Origin of the sequence: Gordonia sp. AC31 (genome assembly GCF_031844505.1) — a bacterium.
Lineage (GTDB): Bacteria > Actinomycetota > Actinomycetes > Mycobacteriales > Mycobacteriaceae > Gordonia > Gordonia hongkongensis.
This window is the reverse complement of sequence record NZ_JAUZVK010000010.1, coordinates 93,652-108,755: the sequence shown is the minus strand read 5'-3', so window position 1 is coordinate 108,755 and position 15,104 is coordinate 93,652. Positions and strand designations below refer to the sequence as shown.

General features: G+C 68.3%; 14 protein-coding genes. 8 read left to right on the top strand and 6 right to left on the bottom strand.

The genetic code is table 11. The annotated features are described in order from the left end of the window. Positions 1–65 precede the first annotated feature (65 nt). A complete protein-coding gene (locus Q9R39_RS13875) occupies positions 66–1,151 on the top strand; it encodes a diacylglycerol kinase (protein ID WP_058253503.1) in 1,086 nt (361 codons plus the stop codon). 100 nt (positions 1,152–1,251) lie between these two features. Here Q9R39_RS13875 and Q9R39_RS13870 read toward each other — a convergent pair whose 3' ends face one another. Together Q9R39_RS13870 and Q9R39_RS13865 are read right to left on the bottom strand one after the other, a co-directional pair. After that, on the bottom strand, positions 1,252–1,902 hold the full coding sequence (locus Q9R39_RS13870) for a response regulator transcription factor (RefSeq protein WP_311277648.1): 651 nt from the start codon (positions 1,900–1,902) through the stop codon (positions 1,252–1,254). Further along, a complete protein-coding gene (locus Q9R39_RS13865) occupies positions 1,899–3,032 on the bottom strand; it encodes a histidine kinase (RefSeq protein WP_311277647.1) in 1,134 nt (377 codons plus the stop codon). Before Q9R39_RS13865 ends, Q9R39_RS13870 begins: the two co-directional genes overlap by 4 nt. A gap of 160 nt (positions 3,033–3,192) precedes the next feature. On the opposite strand from Q9R39_RS13865, the gene Q9R39_RS13860 reads away from it, so the two are divergent. From Q9R39_RS13860 to Q9R39_RS13840, 5 genes are all read left to right on the top strand, one after another. Continuing rightward, entirely contained in the window at positions 3,193–4,107 is a 915-nt protein-coding gene (locus Q9R39_RS13860) for an ATP-binding cassette domain-containing protein (protein WP_311277646.1), read from the top strand. Continuing rightward, positions 4,104–4,916, top strand: coding sequence for an ABC transporter permease (locus tag Q9R39_RS13855; protein WP_311277645.1), 813 nt, complete (start codon positions 4,104–4,106; stop codon positions 4,914–4,916). The genes Q9R39_RS13860 and Q9R39_RS13855 overlap by 4 nt, the downstream gene beginning before the upstream one ends. 103 nt (positions 4,917–5,019) lie before the next feature. Next, entirely contained in the window at positions 5,020–6,768 is a 1,749-nt protein-coding gene (locus Q9R39_RS13850; protein ID WP_311277644.1) for an alpha/beta-hydrolase family protein, read from the top strand. Positions 6,769–6,837: 69 nt separating this feature from the next. Beyond that, complete coding sequence (locus Q9R39_RS13845) at positions 6,838–7,776, top strand: AraC family transcriptional regulator (RefSeq protein WP_211539511.1); 939 nt, start codon at positions 6,838–6,840, stop codon at positions 7,774–7,776. Then, complete coding sequence (locus tag Q9R39_RS13840) at positions 7,776–8,330, top strand: dihydrofolate reductase family protein (protein WP_311277643.1); 555 nt, start codon at positions 7,776–7,778, stop codon at positions 8,328–8,330. The genes Q9R39_RS13845 and Q9R39_RS13840 overlap by 1 nt, the downstream gene beginning before the upstream one ends. A gap of 56 nt (positions 8,331–8,386) precedes the next feature. Here Q9R39_RS13840 and Q9R39_RS13835 read toward each other — a convergent pair whose 3' ends face one another. Next, on the bottom strand, positions 8,387–9,046 hold the full coding sequence (locus tag Q9R39_RS13835) for a PaaI family thioesterase (RefSeq protein ID WP_159370916.1): 660 nt from the start codon (positions 9,044–9,046) through the stop codon (positions 8,387–8,389). 110 nt (positions 9,047–9,156) lie between these two features. Here Q9R39_RS13835 and Q9R39_RS13830 point away from each other — a divergent pair, with 110 nt between their 5' ends. Beyond that, a complete protein-coding gene (locus tag Q9R39_RS13830) occupies positions 9,157–9,999 on the top strand; it encodes a crotonase/enoyl-CoA hydratase family protein (protein ID WP_058253511.1) in 843 nt (280 codons plus the stop codon). A 308-nt stretch (positions 10,000–10,307) separates the two neighbouring features. Here Q9R39_RS13830 and Q9R39_RS13825 read toward each other — a convergent pair whose 3' ends face one another. Next, positions 10,308–11,303 (bottom strand): BadF/BadG/BcrA/BcrD ATPase family protein, encoded by a 996-nt coding sequence (locus tag Q9R39_RS13825; RefSeq protein WP_311277642.1) that lies wholly within the window; start codon positions 11,301–11,303, stop codon positions 10,308–10,310. A gap of 100 nt (positions 11,304–11,403) precedes the next feature. Here Q9R39_RS13825 and Q9R39_RS13820 point away from each other — a divergent pair, with 100 nt between their 5' ends. Continuing rightward, positions 11,404–11,871, top strand: a complete 468-nt coding sequence (locus Q9R39_RS13820) for a nitroreductase family deazaflavin-dependent oxidoreductase (RefSeq protein WP_311277641.1) — start codon at positions 11,404–11,406, stop codon at positions 11,869–11,871. A 25-nt stretch (positions 11,872–11,896) separates the two neighbouring features. Here the strand turns inward: Q9R39_RS13820 and Q9R39_RS13815 are convergent, their stop codons facing one another. Both Q9R39_RS13815 and htpG read right to left on the bottom strand, forming a co-directional pair. Next, the gene (locus Q9R39_RS13815) at positions 11,897–12,889 is read right to left on the bottom strand and encodes a hypothetical protein (protein ID WP_311277640.1); all 993 of its coding nucleotides are present in this window, start codon (positions 12,887–12,889) and stop codon (positions 11,897–11,899) included. A gap of 31 nt (positions 12,890–12,920) precedes the next feature. Beyond that, positions 12,921–14,933: a molecular chaperone HtpG gene (gene htpG / locus Q9R39_RS13810; RefSeq protein ID WP_065629860.1), complete on the bottom strand. Its 2,013-nt coding sequence runs from the start codon at positions 14,931–14,933 to the stop codon at positions 12,921–12,923. Between the last annotated feature and the right edge of the window lie 171 nt (positions 14,934–15,104).

The window sequence follows — 15,104 nt, the reverse complement described above, 5'->3', positions numbered from 1 at the left end:
CAAACGTCCGGACAGGTGTACACCACGCCCCACCGGCGCCGATCGAACACAAGGAGTTCCACGCCATGTCCTTCCGGGTAGCTCTCGTCGGAACCGGCAACGTCGGCCGGTTGTGCCTCACCCAGCTGATCGAGGACCCGCGGTTCGAACTCGTGGCCGTCTGCGTGTCCACCCCTGAAAAAGTCGGTGTCGACGCCGCGACGCTCGCCGGGCTGGAGACACCCACCGGAGTCCTGGCGGTGGGCGACCTCGACGAGGTGATCGCGACGAAGCCGGACTGTGTCGTGTACTGCGCCATGGGTGACACGCGTCCCGTCGAGGCCTTCGACGATGTGCTGCGCATCCTCGTCGCCGGGATCGACGTCGTCGGGTCCTCCCCGAACACGCTCCAGTACCCCTGGGACGTCATGCCCGCGAAGGCGATCGCCAAGATCGACGAAACCACCGCGGGCAGCGGCGCCAGCCTGTTCGTGACCGGCGTCGATCCCGGATTCGCCAACGACCTCATCCCGTTCGTCTTCGCGGGCACCTGCCAGCACATCGAGCAGGTGCGCTGCATGGAGATCGCCGACTACGCGACCTATGACGGGGCGACCGTCATGTTCGACGTCATGGGCTTCGGCAAACCGCTCGACGAGACCCCCATGCTGTTCCTGCCGGGGGTACTGGGGTTGGCATGGGGAACGACGATCCGGCAACTGGCCGCCGGTCTCGGCGTCACCGTCGACGACATCGAGGAGATCTCCGAAAGCGAGCCTGCGCCGGAGGATTTCGACATCGCGGCCGGTCACATCGCTGCGGGCACCCGCGCGGCCGTGCGTTTCGAGATCATCGGCAAGGTGGCCGGCGAACCCGTGATCGTCATCGAGCACGTGACGCGGCTTCGAGGTGACCTGCGGCCGGACTGGGCGCAGCCGGCTCAGCCCGGCGGGTGCTACCGCGTCGAGATCACCGGCGAACCGTCGTACACCGTCGACATCATGCCGACGAGCCGCAAGGGTGACCACAACCACGCCGCCATCGTCGCCGCGGCCGGCCGGATCGTGAACGCCATCCCCGCGGTGGTCGACGGGCCCGCGGGACTTCGCACCACACTCGACCTTCCGCTGGTGACGGGCCCGGGGGTTTCGACAAGCTCAACCGGCAGGTAGGCGGCTCCGCGCCCACGGAATTCGCAGACCCACCCCTTTTCCGTAAACGCACCACGCCCGGACCGGGTGGGTTCACGGAAGAGGGGTGGGTGTGTCGACTTCACACCATCCCGGCGTCGTGCATCAGGATCGCGACCTGGACCCGGTTGCCCGCGTCGAGTTTGGTGAAGATGTGCGAGATGTGCGCCTTGACCGTCGCAAGACTCATGTAGAGCCGTTCGGCGATCTCGGCGTTCGACGCCCCGCGGGCGAGCTCGACGGCCACATCACGCTCGCGTGCGGTGAGTCGGTCGACACGTTCGACCGCGGACGAGGTTCGGTGACCGCCGCTGGTGACGACCTGCTTGATCAACGCGGCGGTCACCGAGGGACTCAGGGCAGGTCGACCGTCGAGCACTTGGTGGATGGCCGCGACGATGTCGTCGGGTGGCGTGTCCTTGAGCAGGAATCCGTCGGCACCCATCGCGAGTGCGCGGACCACGTAGTCGTCGGCGTCGAAGGTCGTGAGCACGATGATCGCGGGTGGCGAGACCAGTGCCTTGAAGCGGCCGGTGGCCGCGATCCCGTCGAGCACCGGCATCCGCAGATCCATGAGGACGAGATCCACGGGCGCCGCGGCATGGGTGTCGAGGGCCTCCTGCCCGTTGCCCGCCTCGGCGACGATGTCGAGGCCGGCATCACCGCCGAGGAGGAGCCGGAGTCCGGAACGGACGAGGGGGTCGTCGTCGACGATCATGATGCGGGCGGTCATGACTGCCACGGTAACCAGACGTGCAACAGGAACCGTTTGTCCTCGCTCACGGTCACCGACTGCCTGCCGCCGTGCAACCCGACCCGCTCGGCCAGGCCGACGAGTCCGAATCCTGGTGTGGGACCGGTAGAACCCGCTGTCAGCGGTAGCGGGTTCTCGACGAGCAGGTCCACACCGTGCTCGGGTCCGCCCCGGATGTGCATGGTCACCGGCGCGCTCGGCGCATGACGCCGCGCATTGGTCAAGGCCTCCTGCACACACCGATACAGCGTGCGTGAGATCGCCGGGCCCAGCGAATCGACATCGATGTCGCATCGGCTGTCCACACGCATCCCCAGCCGGCGCGCCTCCTCGATCAGCGCGGCCAGGTCCGGAACCCCTTGCGGTTCCTCGGGCGCGGCGTCGCCGGGCCCCTCCCGCAGAACCCCGAGCACCTCCCGCAGCTCGGTCAACGCCAGGTGCGAGGTCTCCTGGATGGTCTGCGCCGTCTCGCGGATCTGCTCTCCGGACAGGTCCGAACGGTAGGCCAGTGCGCCCGCGTACATGCTCATCGCCGAGATCCGATGCGCGAGGATGTCGTGCATCTCGCGTGCGATCCGCGCCCGTTCGAGCGAACGCGCCTGCATCACCTTCGCCTGCTGTTCGGCCTCGGAGGCCAGTGCGCGCGCCTGCCAGCTGGCGAGAAGCTCACGGCGCGAACCGATGTAAAGACCCCACGCGACCATCGCCGCGGTCGCGACCGCCGTGACCGAGTAACTGATGATGACGGGATCGTTCGCCTCGGTCGGCGTGGCGAAGAAGGCGAGGGCGATGATCCCCGCGACAACGGACAACACCGCCTGCGGGATGATCTCGCGCCACCGACGCCGGGTCGACAGGGACACCATGGCGAGAATGCCCGGTCCGAGAGACGACGACGACACGATGGTCACGATGTTCGTGAACGTCGTGACCGGTACGGGATGGCTTCGGCGCCACCAGATGACGATGTAGGAGAGCACCCCGAGTACGAGGTCGGCGACGAACCACCACCGGGCCTCGTCCCACAGGTACGACGCACGGGTGGCGAAGGTGCCGGCCGAGACGCAGAGCATCACGGCGAGCCGCCACAATCGGCCGGCCCACGTCATCGGTGGTTGGTACTGCTCAGGACGCACAACCGTCACCGTAGTCGGGCGCCGGTGGTGCCCGCGTCCTCCCGATGGGTGTCGACCCCTACGACTTTCGGTCGATACGACGCTGTCCGGAGGTCCGATGTGCGCGCCGTGCGGGAACGACACGATGGACGACATGATCACAGTGAAGAATCTGACGAAGCGCTACGGCGACTACGTCGCAGTCGACGACGTGTCCTTCACCTGCCGCCCCGGGCAGGTGACCGGATTCCTGGGCCCCAACGGCGCCGGGAAGTCGACGACGATGCGGATCATCGCCGGGCTGACGCCGCCGACGTCGGGGGTGGCGCAACTCTACGGCGTCGACTACCGGTCCATCCCGAATCCCGGCACGCAGGTCGGCATCCTCCTGGACGCCTCGGCTCAGCACGCCGGCCGGACGGGCGCGGAGGTCCTGCGACTGTCGGCGATGACCATGGGCATCGGCCACGACCGCGTCGACGAGATGCTCGAGCTGGTCAGCCTCACCCCGGAGGAGGCCGGGCGACGAGTGCGCAACTACTCCCTCGGCATGCGCCAGCGTCTCGGTATCGCCGCAGCCCTGCTCGGGGACCCGAAGATCCTGATCCTCGACGAACCGGCCAACGGACTGGACCCGGCGGGCATCCACTGGATGCGAACCCTGCTGCGCGGGTACGCCGATCGCGGTGGCACGGTGCTGCTGTCGTCGCACCTGTTGCACGAGATCGAGATCGTCGCCGACGACATCGTCGTGATCGGCAACGGCCGGATCGTGGCCCAGGGCACCAAAGACGAACTGCTCGCCGGCGCCGGGACACGCGTCCGATCACTCGACGACGCGACCCTCGGCGAGGCGCTGAACGCAGCCGGGATCACCGTGCAGCGCAACGCCTCCGGCGGACTCGATGTCGAGGCCGACCCCGTCGACGTGGGCCGCGCCGCGGCCGCCGTCGGCGTCGTCCTCACCGAGCTGCGGCCCGCGGACGGCGCCCAGCTCGAGGCGATGTTCCTGCAGCTGACCGCGGACACCCAGCGTGAACACACCACACTCGAAGGAGTAGCTCGATGACCCTCGCCGACTTCGGCACCCCCGTGCCGCACACCGACGTGATCGACGTCGAGCGCCCCGGAATCCCGTTCTCCCGACTCGTCCGCGTCGAACTGCGCAAGCTCGTCGACACGCGTGCGGGTTTCTGGCTGACCGCCTCGATCGGAGTCATCGCGGCGATCGTCGTGATCGCGATGCTCATCGCGAACCGCAACAGCCCCGAGAACCTCAACCTCGGACAGTTCTTCGGGATGATGAACATCCCGACCGCCATCATCCTGCCCATCCTCGCGATCCTGCTCGTGACCGGGGAATGGAGCCAACGCACCGCGCTGACGACATTCACCCTCGAACCCCGACGGCAGCGCGTCGTCGGAGCGAAGCTGGTGGCGGCGCTCCTCACCGCCGTCGCGGCGGTCGTGGTCGCGCTCATCCTCGGCGTCATCGGCAACGGGATCGCCGGTCTGGCGTTCACCGATCCCGCCGGCTCCTGGGACCTCACGCTCGCCGGGTTCGTGAATTCGTTTGTCTCGCAGACTTTCGGCTTGCTGCTCGGTTTCGGCTTCGCCGCCCTGATCCTGAACACCCCGGGCGCGATCGTCGCCTACTTCGCGCTGCCCACCGCTCTGACCGTGGTCAGCCAGCTGGTTCCGTGGTTCAAGGACAATCTCGGCCAGTGGGTGGACACCGGCCTGACGAACGTGCCCTTTCAAGAGGGCGACTGGGCGACCGGGGGCGAATGGGCGAGGATGCTCGTCTCGGCAGTGATCTGGATCGGACTGCCCCTGGCGTTCGGGGTGCTACGGATTCTGCGGTCCGAGGTCAAGTAACGGACGCCGCTGGATGGCACCACGGTCACGGTCGCCGTAAGCGCCGCTGCCACACCGCGATCGGTGTTACGGTTTTCGGGTTCTCGAGAAAAGAGGAACCCACGTGTCGTCGACCACGCCCACCTCGCAACCACCTGCCGCTCCGGAACCGGACGAAGCATCGGTTCCGGAGCAGTCCGGCGCCACCGGCCCGGCAGAAGGACAGAAGCCGTCGTGGTGGCGGCGGCTCCACCGGTATTCCTGCGTCGGGTTGACGGTCGCGCTCGTCTTTCTGTGGCTGTCGGTGACGCCGTCGCTCCTGCCGCGCGGGCCGCTGTTCCAGGGCATCGTGAGCGGGGCCTCGGCCGCGGTCGGGTACGGCCTCGGTGTGCTGGTGTCCTGGCTGATCCGTTACATGATCTCCCGGGAGGAACCCTGGCCCGCGCCGATGCGCCGACTCTGGGCGGCGCTGGGCCTGGCCGCGATCGCGGGCACCGTCGTCATGCTGGTCGCGTTCCAGCGGTGGCAGGACCAGGTCCGGACGATGATGGGGGTCGACCTCCTGTCCTGGACGGCCTACCCGCAGATCCTGCTCATCGCCGTGGTGGTCTTCGCCCTGCTGATGACCATCGGGCAGGCGTGGGGCGACGGGGTGAAGTGGCTCGTCCGGAAACTCAATCGCGTGGCGCCGCCGCGTATCTCGGCCTTCGCCGCGGCGACCATCGCGATCATCATCACGGTGCTGGTCCTCAACGGCGTCGTCGCCAACTACGGTATGCAGGCGCTGAACTCGTCGTTCGCCGCGGTCAACGACGAGACGACCGCGGACTCCAGTCCGCCGACCACCCCGCAGCGCTCGGGCGGTCCGGGCTCGCTGGTGACCTGGGATTCGCTCGGGCGTCAAGGCCGGATCTTCATCTCGGTGTCGCCCACCGTGGAAGAGCTGAGCGCGTTCAACGGGTCCCCCGCCATGGAACCAATCCGCGCCTACGTCGGGCTCGGCTCGGGTACAGATCTGCGTGCCAATGCCGAACTCGCCGCAGAGGAACTCGTCCGCGCCGGCGGGTTGCAGCGCAAACTCATCGCGGTCGCCTCCACCACCGGCACCGGGTGGATCAACCAGGCGACGGTGGACTCGCTCGAGTACATGTACAACGGCGACACGGCGACGGTGAGCATGCAGTACTCGTACCTGCCGAGCTGGTTGTCGTTCCTCGTCGACAAGGAACGCGCGCGGCAGGCCGGGCAGGCGCTCTTCGAGGCGGTCTCGGAACGGGTGCGCGAGGTACCCGAGGCCCAACGCCCCAAGCTCGTCGTCTTCGGCGAGAGCCTCGGCTCGTTCGCGGCCGAGTCGGCGTTCGGGACCATCCCGGCGCTGAGCGCGCGAACCGACGGTGCGTTGTTCAGCGGACCGACCTTCAACAACAAACTGTGGGTGGACACGACCGGGTCACGCGACGACGGGACGCCGGAAGTGTTGCCCACCTACGACGACGGACGACAGGTCCGATTCATCGCCGACGCACCCGACCTCGACAAGCCGACCACCGAGTGGACGTCGCCGTCGGGTCGCGCGGTGTATCTGCAGCACGCCTCCGATCCGATCTCGTGGTGGAACCCGCGACTGATCCTCCGCGAGCCGGACTGGCTCGAGGAGGAACCCGGACGCGACGTGCTGTCGGCGATGCGGTGGATCCCGTTCGTGACCTTCTTGCAGGTCAGCGCCGACATGGCGGTGTCAGTCGGAGTCCCCGACGGCCACGGACACAACTACATGTCCGCGATCCCGGCAGCCTGGGCCAAGATCCTGCAGCCGCCGGGCTGGACCGAGGCCAAGACCGAACGTCTGATCCCCCTGCTGACGAGGGACTGATCGGCACCGCCGCCCGGTGGAGCAATTTCGGTCGGGCGGGAACGGCTTTCGCGGTTCCATACTCAGAGGGTGACCTCTACCGACCGTGACCGTCTCCGGCAGCTTCTCGACGCGGTGCTGTCCGAGGACAACACCTCGCTCGACGACATGGCCTCGGGCGCCTACGCGTCGCCGTTCCACTTCACCCGGCAGGTCCGGCGCGGTGCCGGCGAGGCACCGGTGGCCCTGCGGCGCCGCGTCCTCCTCGAACGTGCGGCGTGGCTCCTCCAGCGGGGACAGTCGGTGACCGACGTGGCCTTCGAGTCCGGGTACTCGTCCGTCGACGGCTTCTCGCGTGCCTTCAGCCGCGCCTTCGGACACAGTCCCGGCCGCATGGGTGCGGTGGGAGAGCACAGCCACTGGCTGCCGGCGCCGAACGGCATCCACTTCCACTCGCCCACTGCGCTGTACGTCGACAGCGGCTCACCCACGACCGAGGATGCGGGCAACGTGGTGATGCTCATGATTCGCCACGACCTCGACGACATCGAGGCGCTCCTCGACGCCGCGAAGGGGCTCGACGCCGCGTCGTGGACCGCGCCGCGTCTCGCGGGTAACCAGCTGCTGTCCTGGAGTGGACCGGAAGATTCTCTCGCAGAGGTCATTTCCCATCTCGTCGGCGACAAACTCCCCTGGTTGTCGACGATCGAGGGAGCCGACCTGCCGCCGGCCGCACCGACCCAACTGACCGACCTCATCGAGTTGCATCGCGACATTGCACCGCGCTGGCTCGCCCTGATCCGTGACATCGACCGACGCGGCGCGTGGCAGGACCGCGTGATCGACGCCTTGTGCGACCCACCCGAATCGTTCCTGCTCTCCCAGATCGTCGCGCACGTGTTGACGTTCTCCGCACATCGTCGGCTCGTCGCCCGCTGGATGCTGCGGGACTCCGGCGTCGACGTCACCGCCCCGACTCTCGATCCCGACCCGATCATGTGGCACCGCAAACACTCCGGAGGATTCTGATGGCATTCCGCTACTACACGGCAACGACCCTCGACGGCTTCCTCGCCGACGACCGGGACAACCTCGACTGGCTGCTCAGCCAGCCGCTCGAGGAGGGCGGGCCGATGAACTACGACGACTTCTTCCGGCAGGTCGGTGTCGCCGTGATGGGCGCGACGACCTACCGGTGGATCCTCGACCACGAGGTCTCCGACGGGAAGCCGTGGCCATACGACATACCGACGTTCGTCTTCACCCATCAGTCACTGACGCCGGTGTCGGACACCATCTCGGTGGTCGCCGGGAGCCCCGCAGACCTCCGTGACCGTCTGGTCGACGCAGCGGGCGACCGCCACGTCTGGGTCGTGGGCGGCGGCGACCTCGCCGCGCAGTTCGCCGAAGCCGGAATGCTCGACGACGTCATCGTGTCGATCGCGCCCGTCACCTTGGGGTCGGGCCGACCACTCTTCCCGCGCGCCTACGACTTCGAGTTGCAGGACTTCGCACGCAACGGCGCGTTCCTGTGTGCGCGCTACTCGCCTGTCGGGCCGCGGTCGACTCATCCGGAGGTCTGACCAGTCATCGGGCGACGGGCCGGCCGCGTCGGGGGTCTGTCGGCGGTGGCGGGGCGTCAGCCCTCGCCGACCGAGTTCCGCATGGCGTCGGGCACCTCACCGCGAGCCCACCGCGGCAGGATGAAGATCCCCTCGGACTCGGCCGTGAGCTGGCCGTCGACCGAGATCGTCCCCGTGACGAACGTCTTCACACCCTCGACCCGATCGACGCGCGCCTCGCCGCGGATCACCCCGAGCGGCGTACCGCGCCGATACCGGACGGTGAGGGTGCCGGTCATCCCGGGCACACCCTGGAACTCCGCGGTCGAGCCCAGCAGCTGGTCGAAGACGAGCGCGAGCACGCCGCCGTGGACGAGTCCGGCCGGACCCTCGTACTGGGGACCGAGTGCGACCTCGAGCCAGCTGTACTCGGATTCGTGATGGAGCTCGACCGGCGGTGCGATCGGGTTCCGCCGCCCCAGAACGGCATTGCCCCAGGACCGTTTGGTGCCGTCGGAGTTGAATCGGATGCCGAACGGGCCCGGCAGCTGGTCCTTCCGGAGGACCTCGGTGGCGGCGGCGATGAGCCGCCTCGCCTCTGCGATGTCTGTCTCACCGACCTCGGTGCGCACCGTCGCATCGATCAAGTCCCGGACGCTTCCCGCGATCGCGGACGCGAGTTCGGTCCGGTGCGCGAGTTCCTCCGGGTCGATGTCCTCCTGGATGTATCCGCTCATGTGCCCATCTAACAGGGTCGACGCACCGCTCTCGCCCCGGCCGGTCGCCGTCGGTTGCCGTCGGCGGATCCGGACACGGCCGCTTCTGACCGCCGAGTAGGCTCCCTCGCATGACAGACCACGCCTGGAACGACCGCGCCTGGACCGCGTTCGACGTCACCGTGTCCGACCACATCGCCGAAGTCACCCTCATCGGCCCGGGCAAGGGCAATGCCATGGGACCGGACTTCTGGCAGGAACTCCCGGAGCTGTTCGGGCACCTCGACACCGATCCGGAAGTGCGCGCGGTGGTGCTGACAGGGTCGGGCAAGAACTTCTCCTACGGCCTCGACCTCGTCGCGATGGGCGGGACGCTGTCGGCCGTCCTCGCCGGGGACGCGAAAGCGGCGCCGCGCACCGAATTCCTCGACTCGCTGCGCACACTCCAGGCCGGCATCACCGCGGTCGCCGACTGTCGCAAGCCGGTGGTCGCAGCCGTGTCCGGCTGGTGCATCGGTGGCGGTGTGGACCTGATCTGCGCGGCCGATGTGCGCTACGCCAGCGCCGACGCCAAGTTCAGCGTGCGTGAGGTGAAGGTCGGGATGGTCGCCGACGTGGGCACACTCGCGCGCCTGCCGTTCATCATCGGCGACGGTCACATGCGGGAGCTGGCGCTGACCGGCAAGGACATCGACGCCGCCCGCGCCGAGAAGATCGGTCTGGTCAACGACGTCGCCGACGATCAGACCGCCGTGCTCGAGCTCGCCCGCTCGACCGCCCGCGAGATCGCCGACAACCCGCCGCTCGTGGTCCACGGCATCAAGTCCGTTCTCGACCATTCGCGCAGCGCCGCCGTCCACGACAGCCTCCGCTACGTCGCCGCGTGGAACTCCGCGTTCCTGCCCAGCGAGGACCTCACCGAGGCCATCACCGCCGTCTTCGAGAAGCGCAAACCCGAGTTCAAGGGTCGCTGAGCCGGTGGGGCGGCTCTCCCGCTCCCCACGAGCAAGCGAGCCCGTCCCTGCTCCCTGAGGAGCGAGCTTGCGAGCGTCACGAAGGGTCTCCCGAGCTCGGTCGCCAGGACCCTTCGTGACGCGCCCTCCGCAAGCTCCGGGCGCTCCTCAGGGAGCGGTGGGGTGCACGCGCCCTCCGCAAGCTCCGGGCGCTCCTCAGGGAGCGGTGGGGTGGACGCGCCCTCCGCAAGCTTCCGAGCGCTCGTCAGGGAGCCGGGGTTATGCGCTTCTTTCGCATCAGGGAGCGGGGGCTGCGCGGTTCTGACGGCTCAGGGAGCAGAGGTCGCACGGTAGACGTGCTCGGACAGCGGGTGTGCGGCGTCGAGATCGGTGAGGAGTCGGACGCCGTCGAAGGGCGGGCCGTGCGGCGGTTCCACGGACGCCTCGGGGGCTCGGCGAGAGACGTTGTCGACGAACCGGTTTCGGAGTCGATCACTGGCCGACATCACACCGCCGACCCAGCTCACGCGTGCTGGCTCGCCGGCCTCGCGGCCGCTGCGTCCGAGCGCGGTCATCGCCGACGTCGCCAGTTCGTCGGCGGCGTCGTCGATGACCTGTTGGGCCACCGCATCGCCGGCCTCCGACGCGGCGTCGACCACCCGGGCGAACGCGGCGATGCGTGCGACGCGGTCGGGGTCGGCCTGAACCGACATGTACAACTCGGCCAGCGGACCGAATTCCTCCTCGGTCGCCACGCGGAGTGCCGTCTCGGGCCCCCGGCCGTCGAAGGCGCGCAGTGCCGCGGTGATGCCCGACCGCCCGATCCAGTAGGCACTGCCGGCGTCGCCGAAGAGGTATCCCCAGCCGTCCACCCGGCAGACACCGCCCCGGCCGACCCCGAGGGTGACCACGCCTGTCCCGACCGCGGTGACCGCGCCGAACTCGTGACGATTCGCGGCCAAATACGCGGTCACCGAATCATGGGCGAGGGCAACGGAGTCGACGCCTGCGTCGGCGAGCGCGGCGAGGAGATCGATTGGGCGGGAGGCGCCGGGGGTCAGTCCGGACACGCCGGCCGCGACCACCGACGGGCCGGGCGACCCGTCGGGACCCGACCTCACCATCGCCGTTCGAAGGATGTCCCGCACGGTTGCGGCGATCTGCTCCACGACCGGTCGGTCGGTACGGATCGGGGGCGCGTCGTGGCCGGAACCACCGTCGGGCGTCTCGATCCGCACGCGGGTGCCGGTCTGGCCGCCGTCGATCAAGATGTGCGTCACGCTGTCACCGGTCGTCACGGACCGCAACGCTACCTCGGTGCCCATCCGCCCGGAGGGCATCGAACCGTCACGGCGTCGGCGGAGACTCGACACGGGTCCGGGGAGTCGACGTCGATTCGCCGAATCCCCGTGACACACTGGGCGCATGAAGGTGCGGCGCGGACTCGCGGTGAAGATCGGGTCGATCTCCTGGATGCCTCGCTTCCTCCCGCAGATCGTCAGGTGCGACAGCGTTCTTCAATCTGTGTCGGGACAGCGGCTGAGCCTGCTCGACATCGGTGATCTGCCGAACATCACGATCCGGGTCCCGGGCCGCAAGAGCGGTGCGATCCGGACGACGCAACTCCTGGCCGTCCCGGACGGGTCGGACTGGTTGATCGCAGGCTCCTACTTCGGCGGTCCCAAGATGCCGGCGTGGGTCTTCAACCTCCGCGCTGCCGACGAGATCGAGATCATCGTCCACGGTGAGGTGTCGGAGGCGGTGCCCACCGAACTGGTCGACGCCGAGCGGGACGCGGCCTGGCAGACGCTGCGGGCGGTGTGGCCGAACTTCGATCTGTACGAGAAGCGCACCGACCGCCGCATCCCGGTGTTCCGGCTGCGACCGCGCTGACCCGACCTGGTCGGAACTCGGTGGGTCAGCCGTCGGTGACGAACTCGGGACTGCTCTCGGTGAGGTCGACATGGCCCACGAGGTACTGCTCGTCGACGGTCTCCACCCGGGGGCCGTCCGCGTCGTACTCGGGGGTGTAGGACACCCGCCAGCGCACCGGGCCGACGACGTCGACGACACCCAGACCCGACCCGTCCCGGCTGCTGTCCCCACTCGCATCCGAAACCGGAACACGGAGCAGATAGCGCAGCCCGGACAGGTCTTTCGGAGCCGTCCACCGCACACTGCCGTCCACCGCGGAGCGGTACAACCGTTGGGTACAGCCCGCGACCTGCCGCCCCGCATCGGCCTGGGTCGACGCCGCACACGCGGTCAGGTGCGCCGACACCGAATCGCTGACGGCTCCGGCGCCGGTGGCGCTCAGTTCGCCGACGACGCGGACGGACATGGGTCCTCTCGGCGTGGTCGGAGGATCGTCGTCTGCGACGCGCGCGACGAAGTCGGTGTCGCGGGAGCCCCAGCGCTGCGGTCCGGGGAACACGTGCACCGTGTCCCCTTCCTCGACCTCGCCGCCGAAGAACGTCGGTTGCACAACCCGTAGCGACTCGATCCGGACCGCGATCGCGCCGTCGACGACGGCCCAGCCGTCGGCGACCCGTACGGTCCGGATCTCGGTGTCGATGACCCGGGCACCCATCCGGTATCTCGCCCGGACGTTCTCCTCCGGCGCACCGTCGGCAGCAGACCGGACCTCGATGTCGCCCAGCGGCGCCGCGGCGCGTTGAGCCCGCAGGACGTTGTCGGACAGAAACCGGGTGTCGGGGCGCGGATCGATGACACCCAGAGCCGCGTCGGCGTCGGCATCGGCGAGCGCGTCGAGATAGGTCTGCACCGCCTCGGACGGGGTGGCCGCCCGCTCGTCCTCGCGGGCCAGCCCGACGACGAGCGCGGCGACCAGCACCACCGCCAGGACAACCGCCACGCCGCCGAAGACGACGATCCGTCTTCGGCGGCTCACGTGCGGCGTACCCGTGGTCTGGACAGACCGATCAGGACTCCGAACCGGCCGACGGTCCGCTCGCCGCGAACGATTCGGTCAGCCGACCGGCCAACAGCTTCGCGAACTCGGCCGGGTCGTCGAGCTCACCGCCCTCGGCGATCACGGCCATGCCGTACAGCAGCTTCGCCGTCGGCACCAGTTGTTCGTGATCCCCGGCTCCGTAGGCCTTGTTCAGCGCGGCGACGAGCGGGTGATCAGGGTTGAGCTCCAGTGCCCGCTTGGACTTGGGGAATTCCTGACCGGACGCCCGGTAGAGCTTCTCCAGCTGCGGAGACATCGAGAACGTGTCACCGACCAGGCACGCCGGCGACTCGGTGAGGCGCGACGAGAGTCGCGTCTCACTCACGTCGTCGGAGAGGGTGCTCGTGAGCCACCCCAGCAGGTCGGCGTAGGTCTTGTTCTGCTCCTCCTTGGCGGAATCGTCGGCGTCCTCGTCGTCACCGTCGAGGTCGACGGCGCCCTTGGCGATCGACTGGAACGACTTGCCGTCGAACTCCGCACCCGCCGAGACCCACATCTCGTCGACGGGATCGGACAGGACGAGAACCTCGATTCCCTTGGCGCGGAACGCTTCCATGTGCGGCGAGTTCACGATCTGCTGACGCGATTCGCCGGTCATGTAGTAGATCGTGTCCTGACCGCTCTTCATCCGGCCGATGTAGTCGGCGAGTGTGGTCAGTTCGTCCTCGGAGTGGGTGGTCGCGAACGACGAGGCCTTGAGGAGCGCCTCGCGGTTGTCCGGATCGTTGACCAGACCTTCCTTGAACACCCGGCCGAAGGCATCCCAGAACGTGCGGTAGTCGTCGGGCCGGCCGGCGCGCATCTCGGTGACCGTCGAGATCACCTTCTTGGTGAGCCGGCGACGGATCGCGCGGATCTGGCGGTCCTGTTGCAGGATCTCGCGGGACACGTTCAGCGACAGGTCGGCCGCGTCGACGACACCCTTGACGAAGCGCAGGTACTCCGGCATCAGTTCGGCGCAGTCGTCCATGATGAAGACGCGCTTGACGTACAGGTGGATGCCGACCTTGCTGTCGCGCATGAACAGGTCGAACGGTGGCTGCGTCGGGATGAACAGCAGCGCCTGGTACTCGAAGGTGCCCTCGGCCTGCAGCGTGATGGTCTCCAGCGGCGCATCCCAGGCGTGGGAGACGTGCCGGTAGAACTCCTGGTACTCCTCGTCGGTCACCTCCGAGCGCGACTTGGCCCAGAGCGCCTTCATCGAGTTGATCGTCTCGGCCTCGACGACCGTCTTCGTCTCCGGCGCCTTCTTCTCGTCCGCGTCGTCGGCGTCGGAGGCCTCGGTGTCGGGGGTCTCCACCGGAACGGTCTTCTCGACGTCCATCCGGATCGGCCACGCGATGAAGTCCGAGTACCGCTTCACGAGCTGGCGGAGCTTGGTCGGATCCGAATAGTCGTAGAGGTGATCCTCGGTGTCGACGGGCTTGAGCGCCAACGTGACCGAGGTGCCCTGCGGGGCGTCGGGGACGTCGTCGATCGTGTAGGTTCCGTCGCCGGTCGACTCCCAGCGGGTGCCGGTGCTCTCCCCCGCCTTACGGGTCACCAACGTGACCTTGTCGGCGACCATGAACGTCGAGTAGAAGCCGATGCCGAACTGACCGATCAGTTCCTCGGCCGCCGCGTCGGACACCCCGTTCGCGCGAGCCTCCGCGAGCGACCGGCGCAACTCGGCCGTGCCCGAACGGGCCAGCGTGCCGATCAGGCCGACGACCTCGTCGCGGGTCATGCCGATGCCGTTGTCGGCCACGACGAGGGTCCGGGCCTCGGCATCGGGGTCGAGCGTGATGTGGAGGTCGGAGGTGTCGACGTCGAGGTCTTTGTCGAGCAGGGACTCCAGCCGCAGCTTGTCCAGTGCGTCGGACGCGTTGGAGATCAGCTCGCGCAGGAAGCTGTCCTTGTTGGAGTAGATCGAGTGGACCATGAGATCCAGCAGCTGCCGGGTCTCGGCCTGGAACTCGTGGACTTCGGGCTGAGCGCTCATCGCAGACCTCCATGTTCTGTTCTCGGCACCGGACGGACGAACATCTCCGCGCCGGTGCGACACGTGTGACGGACACCGACTTTACCGAGCGGTGGTGTGGCTACCCTGGGTCGGGGACCGACTACCCCGCACGACATCCGTGCCGTGCGGGAACGATCAGGAAGCCAGGTG